Genomic DNA, 16,779 nt, shown 5'->3' with positions numbered 1-16,779 from the left:
AGTATCGATCGGCAGGTACTGTCGCTGAACAGGCGTTGGAAAACGTTTCCCCAACACGATGAAGTGGAGTGCGCATGAGCCATGCGTTGGAGGTGCGAGGCCTCGCGAAGTCCTTCTTCGGCTACCCCGCCCTCGCGGGAGTCGACCTCGTGGTCGAGGCCGGCGAGGTGCACGCGCTGGTCGGCGAGAACGGCGCCGGCAAGTCCACGCTGATGAAGATCCTCGCCGGGGTGCAGCAGGCGGATGCCGGCACCGTGCGCATCGACGGCGAGGCCCGCGCGTTCTCCCACCCGCAGGCCGCCTACGCCGCGGGCGTCTCGACCGTCTACCAGGAGTTCAACCTCCTGCCCGACCGCACGGTCGCCGAGAACATCCTGCTCGGCCGCGAGCCGCGCCGCCTCGGCATCGTCGACCGCCGGGCGATGCGCCGCCGCGCGGCGGAGCTCCTCGCCGAGATCGGGGTCGACGGCATCTCCCCGAACGCGCTCGTCCGCTCGCTCTCGGTCGCCGAGCAGCAGATCGTCGAGATCGCGAAGGCGCTGAGCTACGAGCCGCGCATCATCTCGATGGACGAGCCGACCGCCGCCCTCGCCGAGCACGAGGTCGAGCTGCTCTACGCGATCGTGCGCCGCCTCTCCGCCCGCGGCGTCGCCGTGCTCTACGTCTCGCACCGCATGCGCGAGATCTTCGAGCTCTGCTCGAAGATCACCGTGCTGAAGGACGGCGCCCTCGTCGCCACGCTCGACACCGCCGAGACGAACGAGTCGGAGGTCGTGCGCCTCATGGTCGGTCGGGCGCTGTCCGCATTCTTCCCGGAGCCCGCTCCCGGCGAGGACCGGCGCGAGCTGCTCGCCATCACCGCCGGCGGCAACGCGCAGCTCGACGGCATCGAGCTCCAGGTGCGCCGCGGCGAGATCCTCGGCGTCGCCGGGCTGCAGGGCTCGGGCCGCACCGAGCTCCTCGAGGCGATCGCCGGCGTCGCCCCCTTCACCCGGGGCGGGATGTGCCTCGACGGGCGCGCGTACCGCCCGCGCCGGCCGGTGCACGGCATCGACGCCGGCGTCGCCTACCTGACCGAGGACCGCAAGGGCTCCGGTCTCGCCCTCGAGCAGTCGATCGAGGACAACGCCCTCGCCGTCGTCCGCTCGCGCGCGCCCCGACGGGCCCGCGCGGTGTCCCGCGAGCTCACGCCCCTGCTCTCGGAGCTCGACGTCTCCGCGCGCGGACCGGAGCAGATCGTGCGCTACCTCTCGGGCGGGAACCAGCAGAAGGTGGTCCTCGCGAAGTGGCTGCTGCTGGAGCCCGGACTCATCCTCCTCGACGAGCCCACCCGCGGCATCGACGTCGGGGCGAAGCGCGCCGTCTACGAGGTGATGCGACGGCTCACCGCGGCGGGCCACGCGATCGTGATGGTGTCCTCCGAGCTGCCCGAGGTCATCGGCATGAGCGATCGCATCGTCGTCATGCGCGACGGCCGGATCGTCGGCGCCCTCGACCGCGACCCCAGCGAGGAGCAGGTCGCCGCGCTGGCCGCCGGAACGGCGGTGGCGGCATGAGCGCGCTCGCGCGGCTGCGCGCCCGCCTCGGCTCCACCGCCGGGGTGTACCTCGTGCTCCTCGGCGTCGTCGCGGTCGCCGCGATCATCGTCGCGGCCGCCGGGCGGAACCTCTTCACCCCCGGCAACCTCACCGTGCTCATGACGAGCATCGCGGTGCTCGGCTTCGTCGCCATCGGGCAGACGCTCGTCATCCTGGTCGGCAGCCTCGACCTCTCGGTCGCCTACCTCGTGAGCCTGTCGAGCGTGCTCGCGGCCGGCACGATGGCCGGAGCATCCGACGGCACGGTCGCCGGCATCGCCACGGCGCTCGTCGCGACCGCGGCGATCGGCGCGCTGACCGGATGCCTCGTCGCGTACCTCCAGCTCAGTGGCTTCATCGCCTCGCTCGGCGTCGGGCTGCTCGTGGCCGGCTACCTCGCCACCTACTACCGGGGCACCACCGGCAAGGCGAGCCCCGAGCTCGCCGCCTTCGGCTCGGCGAGCGTCGGCCCGTTCCCCGTGCCGACGCTGCTCATGCTCGTCTGCCTCGTGCTCGCCGTCGTCCTCGTGGGCCGCACCCGGCTCGGGATGCATCTGCTCGCCGTCGGCGGCGACGCGCACGTCGCCCGGATGTCCGGCATCCGCGCGGGCACGCCCGTCGTCGTCGCCCATGCGCTGTCCGGGCTCTGCGCCGGGATCGCCGGGGTCGTGATCGTCTCGCGCCTCGGGGTCGGCAGCCCGACCGTCGGCGAGCAGGGCGGATACGACCTGCTCTCGATCGCCGCGGTCGTCCTCGGCGGCGCCTCGCTCGCCGGCGGGCGCGGCTCGCTCTGGGGCACCCTCGGCGGCATCCTCATCTTCGCCGTCGTCGACAGCGCGATGGGGATCCTGCAGGTGAACCCCTTCCTGAAGGAGGTCGTGCGCGGGGTGGTCATCATCGCCGCCGTCGCCCTCTACGCCCGCCGGGCCGCACCGCTCGTGCGCCGCCGTTTCACGGCGTCCGCGGCATCCGCTCCGGTCGAGGCATCCGCCGCCGTCACGGAAGGAGCCGAGCGATGACCGGCACCGTCGTCGAGTCCGCCGCCACCAGATACGACCCGAGCCGGCCCCCGCTCGCGAAGCGCATCGCCGCGGGCCTCACCACCCCGGGCGGCATCGTCTGGGTGCTGCTCGTCGCGCTGCTCGTCGCGGTCGTCGCCTACAACCCGCAGCTCGCGGCGCCCGATCAGTTCCTCCGGCTCATCGCCAGGATGGCCCCCGTCGCCATCGTCGCCGTCGGCCAGTACTTCGTGCTCGTCTCCGGCGAGTTCGATCTCTCGATGGGCGCCGTGATCGGCGTGCAGGTGGTGCTCGCCGGCACGCTCATCGGCGACGACCCCTCGCGCATCCTGCCCGTCGTCCTGCTGATGTTCGGCATCGCCGTCGTCGTCGGCCTCGTGAACGGGCTCGTCACCACCCTGCTGCGGGTGCCCGGCTTCATCACGACGCTCGGCACGATGCTGATCCTCTCCGGCCTGACGTTCTACGCCACCGGCGGCTCCGCCGGCCAGAACCCGGCCGAGGAGTTCCGCGTGCTCGGCCGCAGCGGCCTCGAGCTGCCGATCATCGGCTACCTGCCCTGGGCCGTCGTCGTCCTCGTCCTCGTCGTGCTGGCCGGCGTGTGGCTCGTGCGCCGACCCTTCGGGCGGCTGCTCCTCCTCTCGGGCGACAACCCGCGCGTCGCTCACCTCGCCGGCTCGCCGGTGTGGTGGCTGCAGACCCGCGCCTACCTGCTCTCCGCGCTCGCGGCCACGGTCGCCGCCATCCTGCTCGTCGGCTACGCGGGCGTGCACCCCTCCGTCGGCTCCGGGTACGAGTTCACCGCGATCACCGCCTGCGTGATCGGCGGCGTCGTGCTCGGCGGCGGCCGCGGCTGGCTGCTCTCCGCCGTCGCCGGCGCGCTCGTGCTGGAGAGCCTGTTCACCCTCCTGAACTTCGTCGGCGTGGCCGCGACCTGGCGCCCCACCGTGCAGGGCGCGATCATCCTCGTCGCGATGGCCGTCACCGTGCTCCGAACCATCCGGCGGCGTCGTCCGCCGGCCGCAGAGGTCCCGCCGCGCTCCGAGCCCGGCGCGGGCGAGGGGGCCCCCGCCCCCGCCACCGCACCACAGCAACCGAGAGGAACATGATGCAACGACGCACCTCCCGCCTCGCCCTCGCCGGCGCCGGCGTCTTCGTGCTCGCGCTCACGGCGTGCGCGCCGGGCGCGAACGCCGGCGGCGGCTCCGAGAGCGAGCCGAGCGCCGAAGCCAACCCCTGGTTCGACCAGGCGCAGTTCGACCTCGAGAACGAGCGGCGCGCCGCGCAGTTCGAGGGCGACCCGGCGAAGCCCTACCTGCAGTACCTCGCAGGCGACATGGTCGCCGCGGCCGACTACGCGCTCGACCGGCCGGGCAAGGCGTGCTTCGCCAACGCCTCGCTCTCGAACACGTGGCGCCAGACCGGCTGGATCACGATGAACCAGCAGCTCCAGGTGCTCCAGGAGCAGGGCGTCGTGGCCTCGATGGAGACCCGCGACGCGCAGGACTCCGACGACACCCAGGTCGCCGACATCGACTACTTCGTGAACGAGGGCGACTGCGACGGCTTCATCATCTCGCCGTACTCGCCCGACGCCACGACCGCGGCGGTCGAGCGCGCCTGCGAGACCGGCAAGCCCGTGATCGTCTTCGACCGCGCCGTGAGCACCGATTGCGTGACCTCCTTCGTGCACTCGATCGGCGGCATGGCGTGGGGCATCGACGTCGGCGAGTTCATCGCCGACCAGCTCGAGCCGGGCGACAAGGTCGTCGCGCTCCGCACCGCCGCGGGCGTCGACGTCTTCGAGTCGCGCTGGGCCGCCTCGCAGAAGATCTTCGACGACGCGGGCATCGAGTACGTCGACTACCTCACCGGGGCCGACCCGGCCGAGATCAAGAAGGCCGTCACCGACGAGATCGCGAAGGGCGAGATCGACGCCGTGTGGGTCGACCTCGGCGACCAGTCCGTCCCGGCGATCGAGGCGTTCGAGGACGCGGGCGTCGACGTGCCCATCGTGAACGGCGAGGACAACATGGCCTACCTGCGGGCGTGGAAGGAACGCGACCTCAACGGCTTCGGCGGCGTCTACTCGAACTTCCAGTGGCGCACCGCGCTCCTCGCGCTGACCCAGCTCTGGCAGGGCCAGGACATCCCGAAGGACTGGGTGGTCCCGCAGACGCCGATCACGAGCGCCGAGCTCGACGCGGTGCTCCGCGTGAACGACGAGATGCCCGACGTGCACTCGACCTCGTTCGGCGGCGAGGACCTGCCCGGGTTCCCCGACGCCTGGCGCGACCGCATCATCCCCTGACCGGACGGCGGGGCGTCCCCCCGGGGGCGCCCCGCCCTCCGCTCGGCATCCGCTCCACCTCCGCACGACTCCCGCTCCACCTCCGCACCATCGAGAAGGCCAGCATGACCAACGACCAGCCGGCGTCCCCCGCCCCGGACGCCACCGCCAGCACCCTGCTCGCGCTCGCGCGGGCGCTCTACCCGCACGACGGGCTCCCGGACGGCCCGTACGAGCGCGCCGTGGCGCTGCTCGCCGCCGATGCCGCGGCCTCCGCCGAGCGCTCCGCGCTCGTCGCCGCGGGCGCGGCCGACGCGGCGACCGCACTCGGGGACCCGGCGGCGGCGAGCCTCGAGGCGCGCACCGCCTGGCTCGAGGCGCAGGAGGACGGGCCGTTCTTCGCGTTCGTGCGGGAGCGGATCTGCTACCACCTCTACGACGACCGCGAGGTCTGGCAGCTGCTCGGCTACCCCGGGCCCTCGTACGCCCTCGGCGGGTACCTGCACCGCGGCTTCGACGAGCTGCCCTGGCTGCCCGAGCCCCGCGTCGAGGAGGCCGCGGAGCCGCTCGTCGAGATCGGCCCGCTCGGGGCATCCGCCGCGTCGGACGCCACCGCATCGACCGGCGTGGGGGTGACCGCATGAAGCGCTACGAGCTGGACGACGCGGACGTCGCCGTCGTCGTCGGATCCGGACCCGGCGGCGCGAGCCTCGCGCTCCGCCTCGCCCGCGCCGGCCTCGACGTCGTCATGCTCGAGTCGGGCCGCTGGATCGACACCGAGGACTTCGTCGACGACGAGCGGATCGCCTTCGCGCAGCTCTCCTGGCTCGAGGCGCGACGGGCGACGGGCAGCTGGACGCTCGCCCGCGACTTCCCCGCGCTGCCCGCCTGGAACGGGCACGCCGTCGGCGGCACCGCGCTGCTCTGGACCGGGCTCACGCCGCGGTTCAAGGACCACGAGTTCCACACCCGCTCGAGCTACGGCGAGATCGCCGGCGCCTCGCTCGCCGACTGGCCGATCGACCCGGCCGAGCTCGCCCCGTACTACGAGGAGTCCGAGCGGGCGATGGGCGTCTCGCACCGGCAGGGGCGTCCGCCGATGCCGGCGAACACCTCGTACCGCGTCTTCGCGAACGGCGCCGAGCGGGTCGGCTACCGTCACTACGCGACCGGCCCCTACGCGACGAACGTCGAGCCGTACGACGGCCGGCCGGGCACGATCCAGGACGGCTTCAACTCGCAGGGCGATCGGCGCCGCTCGAAGTGGACGCCCCTCGTCAGCGAGATCCCGAAGGCGATCGCGACCGAGCGGTTCGAGCTGCGCCCCGAGTCGCACGCGGTGCGGATCACCCTCGACGGCGCGGGCCGCGCCGACGGCGTCGAGTACCTCGACCGCACGGGCGCCCTCCGGCGTCAGCGCGCGGCGCTCGTCGCGGTGGCCGGCAACGCCATCGAGACGCCGCGGCTGCTGATGCTGTCGGCGACGGCCGGGCACGAGCACGGGCTCGGCAACGGCTCCGACCACCTCGGCCGGCACTACATGCGGCACACCACGGCCGTCGTCTACGGGCAGTTCCCCGACGAGGTGCACATGTACCGCGGCGAGAACATGGCGGGCATCGTCGCCGACGAGTCCCGGCACGATCCGGAACGCGGCTTCGCCGGCGGCTATTACCTCGAGACGATCTCGCAGGGGCTGCCCTCCTTCACCACCTTCATGGAGCCCGGCGGCTGGGGTGCCGACTTCGCCGCCCGGGTGGAGGGCTACCCGCGGACCGCGGCGAGCTGGGTGTGCGGCGAGGACATGCCGCAGCCGGGCAACCGCGTCACCCTCTCGAGCGAGCTCGTCGACCGCTGGGGGCTGCCCGCCCCCGAGGTGCACTACGACGACCACCCGAACGACGCCGCCATGCGCGAGCACGCGGCCGGTCGCGTCGAGGAGATGTTCCGCGCGGTCGGCGCCGAGCGGGTGTGGCGGGCTCCGGCGATGCCGTCCGGCCACAACCTCGGCACCGCCCGCATGAGCGCCGACCCCGCCGACGGCGTGGTCGACCCCGAGGGCCGCGTGCACGGCGTGCCCAACCTCTTCGTCTCGGACGGCTCGGTGTTCACCACCGGCGCCGCGGCGAACCCGACCCTGACGATCATGGCGCTCTCCCTCAGGCAGGGCGACCGGATCGTCGACGCGCGACGCCGCGGCGAACTCTGATCGCGGCGCGGAGAACACGGAAGGAAACGAGATGGTGATCGCGACGATCAACCCGACGACGGGAGCGGTGGAGCGCGAGTTCGCACCGCACACGCCCGAGCAGGTGGAGGAGATCCTGGCGCGCGCGGATGCCGCGAACGCCGTGCTGCGCCGGACGAGCTTCGCCGAGCGGGCCGAGTGGATGCGTCGGGCCGCCGACCTCCTCGACGCCGATCTCGAGCAGGCCGCCGCCCTCGCCTCGACCGAGATGGGCAAGACCCTCGGGACCGCGAAGTACGAGGTCACGAAGTCGGCGAACGGCATGCGCTGGTACGCCGACCACGCCGAGGAGTACCTCGCCGCGGAGGAGCCGGTGCCCGCGGCCGCGGTCGGCGCGAGCGCGGCGCGGGTGGTGTACCAGCCGATCGGCACGGTGCTCGCGGTGATGCCGTGGAACTACCCGTACTGGCAGGTGATCCGCTTCGCGGCGCCCGCGCTCATGGCCGGCAACACGGGCCTCTTGAAGCACGCGTCGAGCGTGCCGCAGACGGCGCTCTACCTCGGCGAGCTCTTCGAGCGCGCGGGCTTCCCGGCGGGGGCGTTCCAGACCCTGCTCATCGAGGGCGCCGCGGCATCCGCCCTGATCCAGGACCGGCGCATCCGCGCCGTCACCCTCACCGGCTCGGTCGGCGCGGGCGCGGCGGTCGCCGAGGCGGCCGGCCGGAACATCAAGAAGAGCGTGCTCGAGCTCGGCGGCACCGACGCCTTCGTCGTGCTGCCGAGCGCGGACGTCGCCAAGGCCGCCGAGGCCGGCGCCGCCTCGCGCACGCAGAACAGCGGGCAGAGCTGCATCTGCGCGAAGCGCTTCTACGTGCACGAGGACGTCTACGAGGAGTGGTTCGCGCTCTTCCTCGAGCGGATGCGCGCGACGACCGCGGGCGACCCCTTCGACCCGGCGACGGGTTTCGGGCCGATGGCGACCGAGCAGGTGCGGGCCGATGCCCACGAGCTCGTCGCCGACGCGATCGCGAAGGGCGCGACCGTGCACACCGGCGGCGAGCTGCCCGACGGCCCGGGCTGGTTCTACCCGGCGACGGTGCTCACCGAGGTCACCCCCGAGATGCGGATCTTCCGCGAGGAGTGCTTCGGCCCGGTGGCGTGCGTGTACCGCGTCTCCTCGCTCGAGGAGGCGGTCGAGCTGGCGAACGACTCCGAGTTCGGCCTCGCGGCGAGCGTCTGGACGACGGATGCCGCGGAGATCGACCGGCTGCAGGACGAGCTCGAGTTCGGCGCCGTCTTCGCGAACGGCAACTCGGCGTCGTTCTTCGGCCTGCCCTTCGGCGGGGTGAAGGACTCCGGCTACGGCCGGGAGCTCGGCGCCTTCGGCATCCGCGAGTTCGTGAACATCAAGACCGCCTGGACGGCCTGACCGCCCGGCGGCTGGCGGCCGGCGCCCTGCGCTCTGCGCTCTGGGTCGCGGCCGCTCAGAACCCGAGTTGCCCGACTTCCATGGAAGTCGGGCAACTCGGCGTTTGCAGGTGTCCGAGAGGGCGGGGTCGGGGCCGCGGGGATGCGGGGGCTGTCCGTTTGCTGAGCGTTTCCTCTGCGTCACGGATTCTTGGCGACGTCTGAGAACGGCCCGCGGAGCATGGCCGCATGACCGCAACAGCCAGCTCCCGGCCCGCAGCGATGATCCCGGTCCCGCACGGGTCCGGTGCCCGGGCGGCGCGACAGCGCTGGAAGTTCGCCGCCATCGGCGTGATCTGGGGCACGAGCCTCTCGATCGCCGTGATCTGGGTGCTCGGCGGGGGAGTGCAGGCGCTCGCCGCGGGGCCCGCCGACGCGCTCGACAGCCTCGGCCGGATCACCGGGCTCGCCTCCGCGAACCTGCTGCTGTACCAGGTGCTGCTCATGGCCCGAGTCCCGGTCTTCGAACGCGGCCTCGGTCGCGACGCCATCACGCGCCTCCACCGGCAGAGCGGATTCTGGTCGTTCTGGCTGCTGCTGGCGCACATCGCGCTCCTCGTGCTCGGCTACGCCGAAGCAGCGCGGATCGACCCGCTGACGCAGCTGTGGAGCTTCGTCTGGAGCTATCCGGGCATGCTGCTGGCGACCGTCGGCACCCTCCTGCTCGTGCTCGTCGTCGCCACCTCGGGACGGCGTTCCCGGAGGAGGATGCGCTACGAAAGCTGGCACCTGCTGCACCTCTACGGCTACCTCGGCGTCGGCCTCGCGGTGCCGCACATGCTGTGGACCGGGGCCGACTTCTCGGGCGCGCCCATCGCGAGCGCCTACTGGTGGGGGCTGTGGCTCCTCGCTGCGACGAGCGTCATCGTCTGGCGCATCGCGATCCCGCTCCGCCGGTCGCTCCGTCACGGACTGCGCGTCGAGTCGGTCCGCCCGGACGGCGAGCGCGGCGTCGAGGTCTGTGTGCACGGTCGGGCGTTGCACGGGCTCCGGGCGCTCCCCGGACAGTTCTTCGTCTGGCGGTTCCTCGACGGACCCGGCTGGACGCGCGGCCACCCGTTCTCCCTCGCTGCGGCTCCGGCCGCCGAACACCTGGTGCTCGCCGCCCGGACCGCGGGAGACGGGACTCGGCGGTTGGCGACGATGCGCCCCGGCACCCGGGTGCTCGTCGAGGGGCCGTACGGAACGATGACCGGTCGGGCGCGCATCGAAGGGCGGGGCGTCCTGATGCTCGGCGCGGGTGCCGGCGTCGCGCCGCTCGTCGCCCTGCTGGAGGGGGAGGCCTACGGCCCCGGTGAGGCGACCCTCGTGACTCGCGATCACCGCGGGGCGGAAGCACTGCGGTCGCAGGAGATCCACCGGCTGCGACTGGAGCGCGGGGTCGTGCACTTCGCCCTGGACGGTCCCCGTGCACAGCGCGGCCCGACCTGGGTACCGGCCCAGTACGCCGACTGGTCCGGCGGCGAACTACTGCGGTACCTGCGCCCGGATCTCCTCGACTGCGACGTCTACGTGTGCGGACCTGCGCCCTGGATGACCGCGCTGCTCCGAGACCTGCGTGCCGCCGGCGTTTCGGCGGACCGCCTGCACCACGAGTCCTTCACCATCTGAGCCGGTCGCCCGGTTTCGGGCGACTCCCGACCCGGGAGGCATCATGAAACGCATCCTCTTCGCTCTCGCGGCGACCGTGAGCGGGCTCGTCCTGCTCTTCAGCTATCGCACCTCGTTCGGTGACACGGTCCCAGCCGACACCGCCGCCGGAACGGGCACCGCCGCGACCTCGTCGGCGACCGGCTCGACCGGCTCGGCCGGTTCGGCGGGTTCGGTCGGTTCGGCCGATTCGGTCGGTTCGGCGGGCTCGGGGTACATCGACGGCCGGTACACGGGGCAGACGGCCTCGACGCGCTACGGTCCGGTGCAGCTGAGCGTGACGGTGTCCGCCGGCCGGATCAGCGCCGTCGACGTGATCCAGTCGCCGAACGGCAACGGCCGCGATCGGGAGATCTCCCAGCGCGCCATCCCGCAGCTCGTCTCCGACACCATCCAGACGCAGTCCGCGTCGGTGCATTTCGTCTCCGGCGCCACCTACACGAGCACCGGGTACGAGCAGTCCCTGCAGTCCGCACTCGACCAGGCCCGGCAATGACGGCCGTGCAGACCCGAGTCGCCGAGCTGATGGGCACGGTCGCGAGCGTCCGAGTCGTGGGCGAACCGCTCGATCCGCAGGCCGCCTCCGAGGCGATCGACGACTGCCTGCGAGAGCTCTCGGAGCTGGAGGCTCGGTTCTCCACCTATCGAACGGACTCTGAGGTCTCGAGGCTGCGGCGGGGCGAGCTCGCGCCGGGCGAGGCGAGCCCGCTCCTCGCTGAGGTCGCGTCGGCGTGCGAGGTCTGGAGCCGGCGAACCGGGGGACGGTTCTCGGCGTGGTTCGGCGGCGAGTTCGATCCGACGGGGTTCGTGAAGGGCTGGGCGGTCGAGCGCGCGGCGCGGCACCATCTCGCCCCGCTCTGCGACCGTCCCGGAGTGATCGCCGTGGGCATCTCCGTCGGTGGCGACCTGCAGCTCTTCCGCGCGCCGGACCAGGAGTGGCGCTGGCGGATCGGCATCAGCGATCCCCGCCGCACCGGATCCCTGTTGGCGACCCTCGAGCTCGGCCACGGAGCCGTTGCGACGTCCGGGCTCGCCGAGCGCGGGACGCATCTCGTGGACCCGCGCAGCGGCCGCGCGGCCGCATCCGTGCTGAGCGCCACGGTCGTCGCGGACGGCCTCGCCCGGGCGGACGTCTGGGCGACGGCGGCGTGCATCGCCGGAGCCGACGACCTCAGCTGGATCGGGGTCGCGGAGACGAGGTCCGGCCTTCTCGTGGCAGCCGACGGCCGGATCCGGAGCTGGGCCGGCACGGCGGAGCTGGTCGCGGCCGAGGGCGTGACATCACCCGACTGAGCGGCCCCCCGAGCCGGTCGGCGGGCCGCCCGCACGCGGCAGCCGGAGTGTGAACGTCGATCCCTGATCGGACGTCGAGGTGAGCTCGACACTGCCGCCGAACCGCTCCGCCCCCTCCCTCGCCAAGGCGAGCCCGAGCCCGAAGCCGCGTCGACGGCCGCGCTCGCCGGAGCGAGCGAACCGATCGAAGATCCGCTCGACGTCGACGGGATCGACACCGGGACCGTGATCGCGCACCCGGACCTCGACGACGTGGTCCACCGCGGCGAGCGTGAGTTCGACCTCGGAGCCCTCCGGTGCGTGCTGCACCGCGTTGTCGACGAGCACGGTGATCAGCCGGGTGAGCGTCGACGCCGGGATCGCGACCCCCGGCACGTCCGACGGCGTGAGCGTCATCCGGACGTCGTGCCCACTCGCGATGGGCTCGAGCAGGCCCACGGCGGTGCGCGCGCAGGCGACGGCATCGGCACCGCCCGCGGGGATCTCGGCGGCCCCGCCTTCGGCGAGCAGCAGCAGCTCCTGGAGCACCGCGTCCATCACCTCGACATCGTGCCGGAGGAGCGGCAGGAGCTCGTCGATCGCCTCGCCCCGATCGCGCCGCCGTTGCAGCAGCTGGACCCTCGCCGAGACCGCGGTGAGCGGAGTGCGCAGCTCATGGCTCGCATCGGCGACGAAGCGGCGCTGCGCGCCGAGCGCTGCGGCCAAGGGGCGCACGGCACTCCGCGCCGCGATCCAGCCGATCACGGCCATGAGCACGGCCCCAGCCGTCGCGAGCGCGACGATCCACCACACGATGTGGTCGAGATCGACGACGAAGCGGTCGCTGTCCGGATGCGGCGCGCCGCCGTGCTCCCGTTCGGGTCGTGCCGAGGTGTTCAGCACGACCAGGAGGACCGAGACGCCCACGACGAGCACCGCGGCCGAGCCCGCCCCGACGAACACGCCGACCCGCGTCGCCGCCGCACGCACGCGGGAGCGGTCGGCGGCGTCGCTCACGACCCCGCTCCCGCGCGGTAGCCGAGCCCGCGGACCGTCTCGATCACTTCGGGATCGGTCTTGCGGCGGAGGTAGTGCACGTAGGTGTCCACGGAGCTCGAGGCATCCTCCGACGCGAACACCGCTCGGAGGATCTCCTCCCTGGTGAAGATGTGCTCGGGGCTGTCGGTGAGCAGTCGCAGCAGGGCGTTCTCGGTGGCGGTGAGTGCGACACGAGCACCGCCCGCCCCGTACATCGCGCTCGAGTCCGGGACGTAGCTCCACTCGCCGACGGTCCGTCGGCGACCTTCGGCCTGGAAGCCGCGCAGCAGCGCACGGAGCCGAGCGAGGAGCTCCTCGTAGTCGAACGGTTTGACGAGATAGTCGTTCGCGCCCGCGTCGAGCCCGGCGACGCGGTCGTCGATCGCGCCGAGCGCGGTGAGCAGCAGGATGGGCGTCGTGATCCGCGCCGTGCGGATGGCGCGCACGAAATCGATCCCGTCCAGACCGGGGAGACGCCGGTCCACGAGCATGAGTTCGTAGCCGCCCCCGAGCGCCCGGCGCACCGCGGTGTCTCCGTCGGCGACGTGGTCGACGTCGTAGCGCTCGGCGAGCACCTCGATCGTCATCGCCGCGATCGCCGCATCGTCCTCGACGTACAGCAGCCGTGGCATCCTCGTCTCCTGCGAACCGGTCACGCGAGAGAGTCCATCAGACTCCCGCCAAGATCGCACCAAGACACGGTCGGTGCACGGAACCGAGTTGCCCGACTTCCATGGATGTCGGGCAACTCGGGGTTCGAGTCGGGGTTCGGGGTCAGCCGCGCAGGCGGGTGAGCAGTTCGCCGTAGCGGGCGGCGGTGCGCTCGACGACGTCCTGCGGCAGGGCGGGCGGCTCGGCGTCGTTCGCCCGGTCCCAGTTGGCACTCAGCCAGTCGCGCACGATCTGCTTGTCGAAGCTCGCGAGCCGCTCGCCGAGCGGGGCGTCGGTGCGCGCGTACGCCTCGGCATCCCAGTAGCGGCTCGAATCGCTCGTCAGCACCTCGTCGCCGAGGGTGACGATGCCGGTCTCGCGGTCGGCGCCGAACTCGAACTTCGTGTCGGCGAGGATCACGCCGTGCGCCTCGGCGATCGCCGACGCCTTCGCGAACACCTCGAGCGAGATGGCCCGGAGCTGCTCCGCGACGACCTCGCCGACGAGCTCGACGGTGCGCTCGTACGACACGTTGACGTCGTGCTCGCCGACCGGCGCCTTCCATGCGGGGGTGTAGACGGGCTCGGGCAGCTGGTCGCCGTCGGAGAGGCCGGCGGGCAGCGGCATCCCGCCGATCGCGCCGGTCTGCAGGTACTCCTGGTAGCCGCCGCCGGTAAGGTAGCCGCGCACGACGCACTCCACCGGGAACATGTCGAGCGTGCGGCACACCGTCGCCCGCGCGGCGACCTCGTCGGGCACGGCCGGCACCTCGAAGCGGTCGTCGAGCGGCTGCACGAGGTGGTTCGGCACCTCGGGGAGCTGCTCGAACCACCAGTGCGTGAGCTCGGTGAGCAGCGCGCCCTTGCCGGGGATCGCCGGGTCGAGCACGCGGTCGAAGGCGCTCACGCGGTCGCTCGCGACGACGAGCACGAGGGGCGAACGGCGCAGCGGGTCGCCCGTCCAGGAGTCGTCGTCATCCGGTGTGGCCGCGGGCACGTAGAGGTCGCGCACCTTGCCCGAGTAGACGTGCTGCCAGCCGGGCAGCTCGGGGGTGTTCGTCATCCGTGTGCTTCCTTCAGTCGGCGACGCGTGCGGCGATGTCGGTGCGGTACTGGCCGCCGTCGAGGCGGATGCGCCCGATCGCGTCGTAGGCGCGGCGGCGGGCCTCGGCGAAGTCCTCGCCGACGGCGACGACGTTGAGCACCCGGCCGCCGGTCGCGATGAGCCCGGGGGCGTCGCCGATCGCGGCGACGGCGGTCGCCGCGTGCGCGAGGTGCACGCCGGGCACCTCCGCGGCCTGGTCGATGCCCTCGATGGCACGGCCGGTCTCGGGCTTCTCGGGGTAGCCCTCGCTCGCGAGCACGACCGTGACGGCCGCCTCGGGGCGGAACTCGGGCTTCGGCAGCCCGCCGAGCCCACCGGTCGCGGCGGCGAGGAGGAGGCCCGAGAGGGGCGTCGCGAGGCGGGGGAGCACGACCTGCGTCTCCGGATCGCCGAAGCGCGCGTTGAACTCGATGACGCGGATGCCCCGGCTGGTGAGGATGAGCCCGGCGTAGAGCAGCCCGGCGAACGGAGTGCCCTCGGCGGCGAGCTGGCGCACCGTGGGCAGGGCGATCGACTCGATGACCTCGTCGACGAACGCGTCCTCGCTGCCGAAGACGTCGCCGCGGCCGTTCGTGGCGCCGGCGAGCCAGGGCAGCGGGGAGTACGCGCCCATGCCGCCCGTGTTCGGCCCCTGGTCGGCGTCGAGCAGCCGCTTGTAGTCCTGCGCGGGCGAGAGCGGCAGCACGTGCTCGCCGTCGGAGAGGAGGAACAGCGACACCTCGGGGCCGTCGAGGAACTCCTCGACGAGCACGGGGCCCTGCTGCAGGTAGTGCGCGGCGTGGGCGAGGGCGGCCTCGCGATCGTCGGTGACGAGCACGCCCTTGCCGGCGGCGAGGCCGTCGGCCTTCACGACGTAGGGGGCGCCGAACTCGTCGAGCGTGCGGGCGACCTCGTCGAGCTCCGCGGCGCGCACGGCGCGGCCGGTCGGCACGTTCGCGGCATCCATGACGCGCTTCGCGAAAGTCTTCGAGCCCTCGAGTGCCGCGGCTTCGCGGTTCGGGCCGAAGACCGGGACGCCGGCGGCACAGAGCGCGTCGGCGACGCCCGCGACGAGCGGCGCCTCCGGGCCGACGACGACGAGCTCGATGCCGTTGTCGCGGGCGTAGTCGGTGACGACCGCCGGGTCGGTGGGATCGAGCGCGATCGTCGTGACGCTGCCGCGCGCGGAGTCGGTGTGCGAGCCGGCGATGCCCGCGTTGCCGGGGGCGGCGACGATCTCGTGGCCGGCCTCCTCGTCGAGCAGGGCGAGGATGATGGCGTGCTCGCGCGCGCCCGAGCCGAGGACGAGGATCTTCACCCCCACAGGCTACCGCGAGGGAGAATGGCGGGATGGCACGGGCGAGGATCGATGACATCGCAGGACGCGACGCGGTCGCGGAGTGGGCGCGCGAGGGCGACGCCACCGCGCGTCCGGCGCTCGCTCTCGCGGTGCGCTACACCCTGCAGCTGCTCGCAGAGCTCTCCCCGGGCGGCACGGTCGAGGTGCGCGTCCCGCCGTTCGGCGCGGTGCAGTGCATCGAGGGCCCGCGCCACACGCGCGGCACGCCGCCGAACGTCGTGGAGACGGATGCCTCGACCTGGCTCGGCCTCGCCACCGGTCGCGCCTCGTGGGACGAGGCGCGGGCGAGCGGTCGGGTGCACGCCTCCGGTCAGCGGGCCGACCTCGACGGGCACGTGCCGGTCATCGACGACCCGGCCCGCTGAGCCATGGCCCGCTGAGCCTGTCGAAGCGGCCGCGTGGTTCGCTGAGCTGGTCGAAGCGGCCGCGTGGTTCGCTGAGCTTGTCGGAGCGGCCGCGTGGTTCGCTGAGCTTGTCGAAGCGGGGATCCCCTCGACGGGCTCGGGGAACCAGGTCTGGCCCGCTGAGCTTGTCGAAGCGGGACCGATGCTCGAGGCGATGGCGACGCCACCCGGGGCAACGCAGATGCGAGCACCGTGCCGTCCACCGAGACGAGGCCACAGGAAGATGAAGCGCAGCGACTGCCGCCCATCACCGAGCAGGTCCCGGCTGCGTCTCCACGTGTGCTCCTCAGATCCCGGGGGTCGGTAGCGCAGATCTGCTGCACCACCCCCGAATCAGGTTCCGCGGCAATGCCCTAGAGCGCACGCCACGAATTCCCGCTGGCGTTGTTTGCTTCGACGGCATCCCCGGGCGGCGGGTCGATTGCCGCCTGGATGCCCCCAGAGCTGGTCTCGAATCCGAACCGAACACGCACCGTGGCTGCAGCATCACCGGGCTGCAATGCCGCCACGGTGGTGCAGGTGATCGTGACGTCCACTCCGCCGGTCAGCTGGTCGGGCAGCGGGTCGCAGGACAGACGAGGATCGATGTTCACCTCGGCGAGCGAAACGGTCTCCCCAGACCAGAACGTGAGGCGCTCGACCGAACCGGCCGGGATCGGGTCGGTCGATGCCGGCCCGACGACGATCCCACCGGTGAGCAGCGGGCCCGAGGCCAACTCGGTGACAGCCATAGCGTCGATGATGCCTGCGGGGGGTGTCGGGGTCGGGGTCGGGGTGGGT

At 72.7% G+C, this 16,779-nt stretch carries 16 protein-coding genes; 11 read left to right on the top strand and 5 right to left on the bottom strand.

Features of this window, described 5'->3' with window-relative positions:
- The first annotated feature begins 74 nt into the window (after positions 1-74).
- The 10 genes from ROT00_RS15730 to ROT00_RS15685 all read left to right on the top strand — a co-directional run bounded on the left by ROT00_RS15730 (position 75) and on the right by ROT00_RS15685 (position 11,484).
- Positions 75-1,556 carry a sugar ABC transporter ATP-binding protein gene (locus ROT00_RS15730; protein ID WP_404775976.1) on the top strand — a complete coding sequence of 494 codons (1,482 nt, stop codon included), beginning with the start codon at positions 75-77 and terminating at the stop codon, positions 1,554-1,556.
- Positions 1,553-2,596, top strand: coding sequence for an ABC transporter permease (locus tag ROT00_RS15725; RefSeq protein WP_404775975.1), 1,044 nt, complete (start codon positions 1,553-1,555; stop codon positions 2,594-2,596). The genes ROT00_RS15730 and ROT00_RS15725 overlap by 4 nt, the downstream gene beginning before the upstream one ends.
- Positions 2,593-3,705, top strand: a complete 1,113-nt coding sequence (locus tag ROT00_RS15720; RefSeq protein WP_404775974.1) for an ABC transporter permease — start codon at positions 2,593-2,595, stop codon at positions 3,703-3,705. The genes ROT00_RS15725 and ROT00_RS15720 overlap by 4 nt, the downstream gene beginning before the upstream one ends.
- Positions 3,705-4,907 (top strand): substrate-binding domain-containing protein, encoded by a 1,203-nt coding sequence (locus ROT00_RS15715; protein WP_404775973.1) that lies wholly within the window; start codon positions 3,705-3,707, stop codon positions 4,905-4,907. The genes ROT00_RS15720 and ROT00_RS15715 overlap by 1 nt, the downstream gene beginning before the upstream one ends.
- 104 nt (positions 4,908-5,011) lie before the next feature.
- Positions 5,012-5,530: a hypothetical protein gene (locus tag ROT00_RS15710; protein WP_404775972.1), complete on the top strand. Its 519-nt coding sequence runs from the start codon at positions 5,012-5,014 to the stop codon at positions 5,528-5,530.
- Entirely contained in the window at positions 5,527-7,095 is a 1,569-nt protein-coding gene (locus tag ROT00_RS15705) for a GMC family oxidoreductase (protein WP_404775971.1), read from the top strand. The genes ROT00_RS15710 and ROT00_RS15705 overlap by 4 nt, the downstream gene beginning before the upstream one ends.
- A gap of 31 nt (positions 7,096-7,126) precedes the next feature.
- Positions 7,127-8,503: an aldehyde dehydrogenase AldH gene (gene aldh / locus ROT00_RS15700; RefSeq protein ID WP_404775970.1), complete on the top strand. Its 1,377-nt coding sequence runs from the start codon at positions 7,127-7,129 to the stop codon at positions 8,501-8,503.
- A gap of 227 nt (positions 8,504-8,730) precedes the next feature.
- Positions 8,731-10,152 (top strand): ferredoxin reductase family protein, encoded by a 1,422-nt coding sequence (locus tag ROT00_RS15695; RefSeq protein ID WP_404775969.1) that lies wholly within the window; start codon positions 8,731-8,733, stop codon positions 10,150-10,152.
- Positions 10,153-10,195: 43 nt separating this feature from the next.
- Entirely contained in the window at positions 10,196-10,687 is a 492-nt protein-coding gene (locus ROT00_RS15690) for an FMN-binding protein (protein ID WP_404775968.1), read from the top strand.
- Positions 10,684-11,484: an FAD:protein FMN transferase gene (locus tag ROT00_RS15685; RefSeq protein WP_404775967.1), complete on the top strand. Its 801-nt coding sequence runs from the start codon at positions 10,684-10,686 to the stop codon at positions 11,482-11,484. Before ROT00_RS15690 ends, ROT00_RS15685 begins: the two co-directional genes overlap by 4 nt.
- Here ROT00_RS15685 and ROT00_RS15680 read toward each other — a convergent pair.
- From ROT00_RS15680 to purD, 4 genes are all read right to left on the bottom strand, one after another.
- The gene (locus tag ROT00_RS15680) at positions 11,473-12,480 is read right to left on the bottom strand and encodes a sensor histidine kinase (RefSeq protein WP_404775966.1); all 1,008 of its coding nucleotides are present in this window, start codon (positions 12,478-12,480) and stop codon (positions 11,473-11,475) included. The two genes, ROT00_RS15685 and ROT00_RS15680, sit on opposite strands and share 12 nt — an antisense overlap.
- Complete coding sequence (locus tag ROT00_RS15675; RefSeq protein ID WP_404775965.1) at positions 12,477-13,133, bottom strand: response regulator transcription factor; 657 nt, start codon at positions 13,131-13,133, stop codon at positions 12,477-12,479. The genes ROT00_RS15680 and ROT00_RS15675 overlap by 4 nt, the downstream gene beginning before the upstream one ends.
- Positions 13,134-13,275: 142 nt before the next feature.
- Entirely contained in the window at positions 13,276-14,214 is a 939-nt protein-coding gene (locus ROT00_RS15670; protein ID WP_404775964.1) for a phosphoribosylaminoimidazolesuccinocarboxamide synthase, read from the bottom strand.
- 13 nt (positions 14,215-14,227) lie between these two features.
- Positions 14,228-15,553 carry a phosphoribosylamine--glycine ligase gene (purD, locus tag ROT00_RS15665; RefSeq protein ID WP_404775963.1) on the bottom strand — a complete coding sequence of 442 codons (1,326 nt, stop codon included), beginning with the start codon at positions 15,551-15,553 and terminating at the stop codon, positions 14,228-14,230.
- 32 nt (positions 15,554-15,585) lie between these two features.
- On the opposite strand from purD, the gene ROT00_RS15660 reads away from it, so the two are divergent.
- On the top strand, positions 15,586-15,960 hold the full coding sequence (locus ROT00_RS15660; protein ID WP_404775962.1) for a sterol carrier family protein: 375 nt from the start codon (positions 15,586-15,588) through the stop codon (positions 15,958-15,960).
- Positions 15,961-16,352: 392 nt separating this feature from the next.
- On the opposite strand, the gene ROT00_RS15655 is transcribed toward ROT00_RS15660, so the two are convergent.
- A complete protein-coding gene (locus tag ROT00_RS15655; RefSeq protein WP_404775961.1) occupies positions 16,353-16,730 on the bottom strand; it encodes a hypothetical protein in 378 nt (125 codons plus the stop codon).
- Between the last annotated feature and the right edge of the window lie 49 nt (positions 16,731-16,779).

Source organism: Agromyces mediolanus (genome assembly GCF_044917495.1).
GTDB lineage: Bacteria > Actinomycetota > Actinomycetes > Actinomycetales > Microbacteriaceae > Agromyces > Agromyces mediolanus_B.
Note: the sequence above shows the minus strand (reverse complement) of the source record. Positions and strands in the feature narration are given on the sequence as shown.

Bases quoted from the DNA above. Each gene is read 5' to 3' on its own strand.
- ROT00_RS15730 (WP_404775976.1), top strand. From the start codon at position 75: ATGAGCCATGCGTTGGAGGTGCGAGGCCTCGCGAAGTCCTTCTTCGGC.
- ROT00_RS15725 (WP_404775975.1), top strand. From the start codon at position 1,553: ATGAGCGCGCTCGCGCGGCTGCGCGCCCGCCTCGGCTCCACCGCCGGG.
- ROT00_RS15715 (WP_404775973.1), top strand. From the start codon at position 3,705: ATGCAACGACGCACCTCCCGCCTCGCCCTCGCCGGCGCCGGCGTCTTC.
- ROT00_RS15705 (WP_404775971.1), top strand. From the start codon at position 5,527: ATGAAGCGCTACGAGCTGGACGACGCGGACGTCGCCGTCGTCGTCGGA.
- ROT00_RS15690 (WP_404775968.1), top strand. From the start codon at position 10,196: ATGAAACGCATCCTCTTCGCTCTCGCGGCGACCGTGAGCGGGCTCGTC.
- ROT00_RS15720 (WP_404775974.1), top strand. From the start codon at position 2,593: ATGACCGGCACCGTCGTCGAGTCCGCCGCCACCAGATACGACCCGAGC.
- ROT00_RS15710 (WP_404775972.1), top strand. From the start codon at position 5,012: ATGACCAACGACCAGCCGGCGTCCCCCGCCCCGGACGCCACCGCCAGC.
- ROT00_RS15685 (WP_404775967.1), top strand. From the start codon at position 10,684: ATGACGGCCGTGCAGACCCGAGTCGCCGAGCTGATGGGCACGGTCGCG.
- ROT00_RS15655 (WP_404775961.1), bottom strand. From the start codon at position 16,730: ATGGCTGTCACCGAGTTGGCCTCGGGCCCGCTGCTCACCGGTGGGATC.
- ROT00_RS15675 (WP_404775965.1), bottom strand. From the start codon at position 13,133: ATGCCACGGCTGCTGTACGTCGAGGACGATGCGGCGATCGCGGCGATG.
- aldh (WP_404775970.1), top strand. From the start codon at position 7,127: ATGGTGATCGCGACGATCAACCCGACGACGGGAGCGGTGGAGCGCGAG.
- ROT00_RS15695 (WP_404775969.1), top strand. From the start codon at position 8,731: ATGACCGCAACAGCCAGCTCCCGGCCCGCAGCGATGATCCCGGTCCCG.
- ROT00_RS15660 (WP_404775962.1), top strand. From the start codon at position 15,586: ATGGCACGGGCGAGGATCGATGACATCGCAGGACGCGACGCGGTCGCG.
- ROT00_RS15670 (WP_404775964.1), bottom strand. From the start codon at position 14,214: ATGACGAACACCCCCGAGCTGCCCGGCTGGCAGCACGTCTACTCGGGC.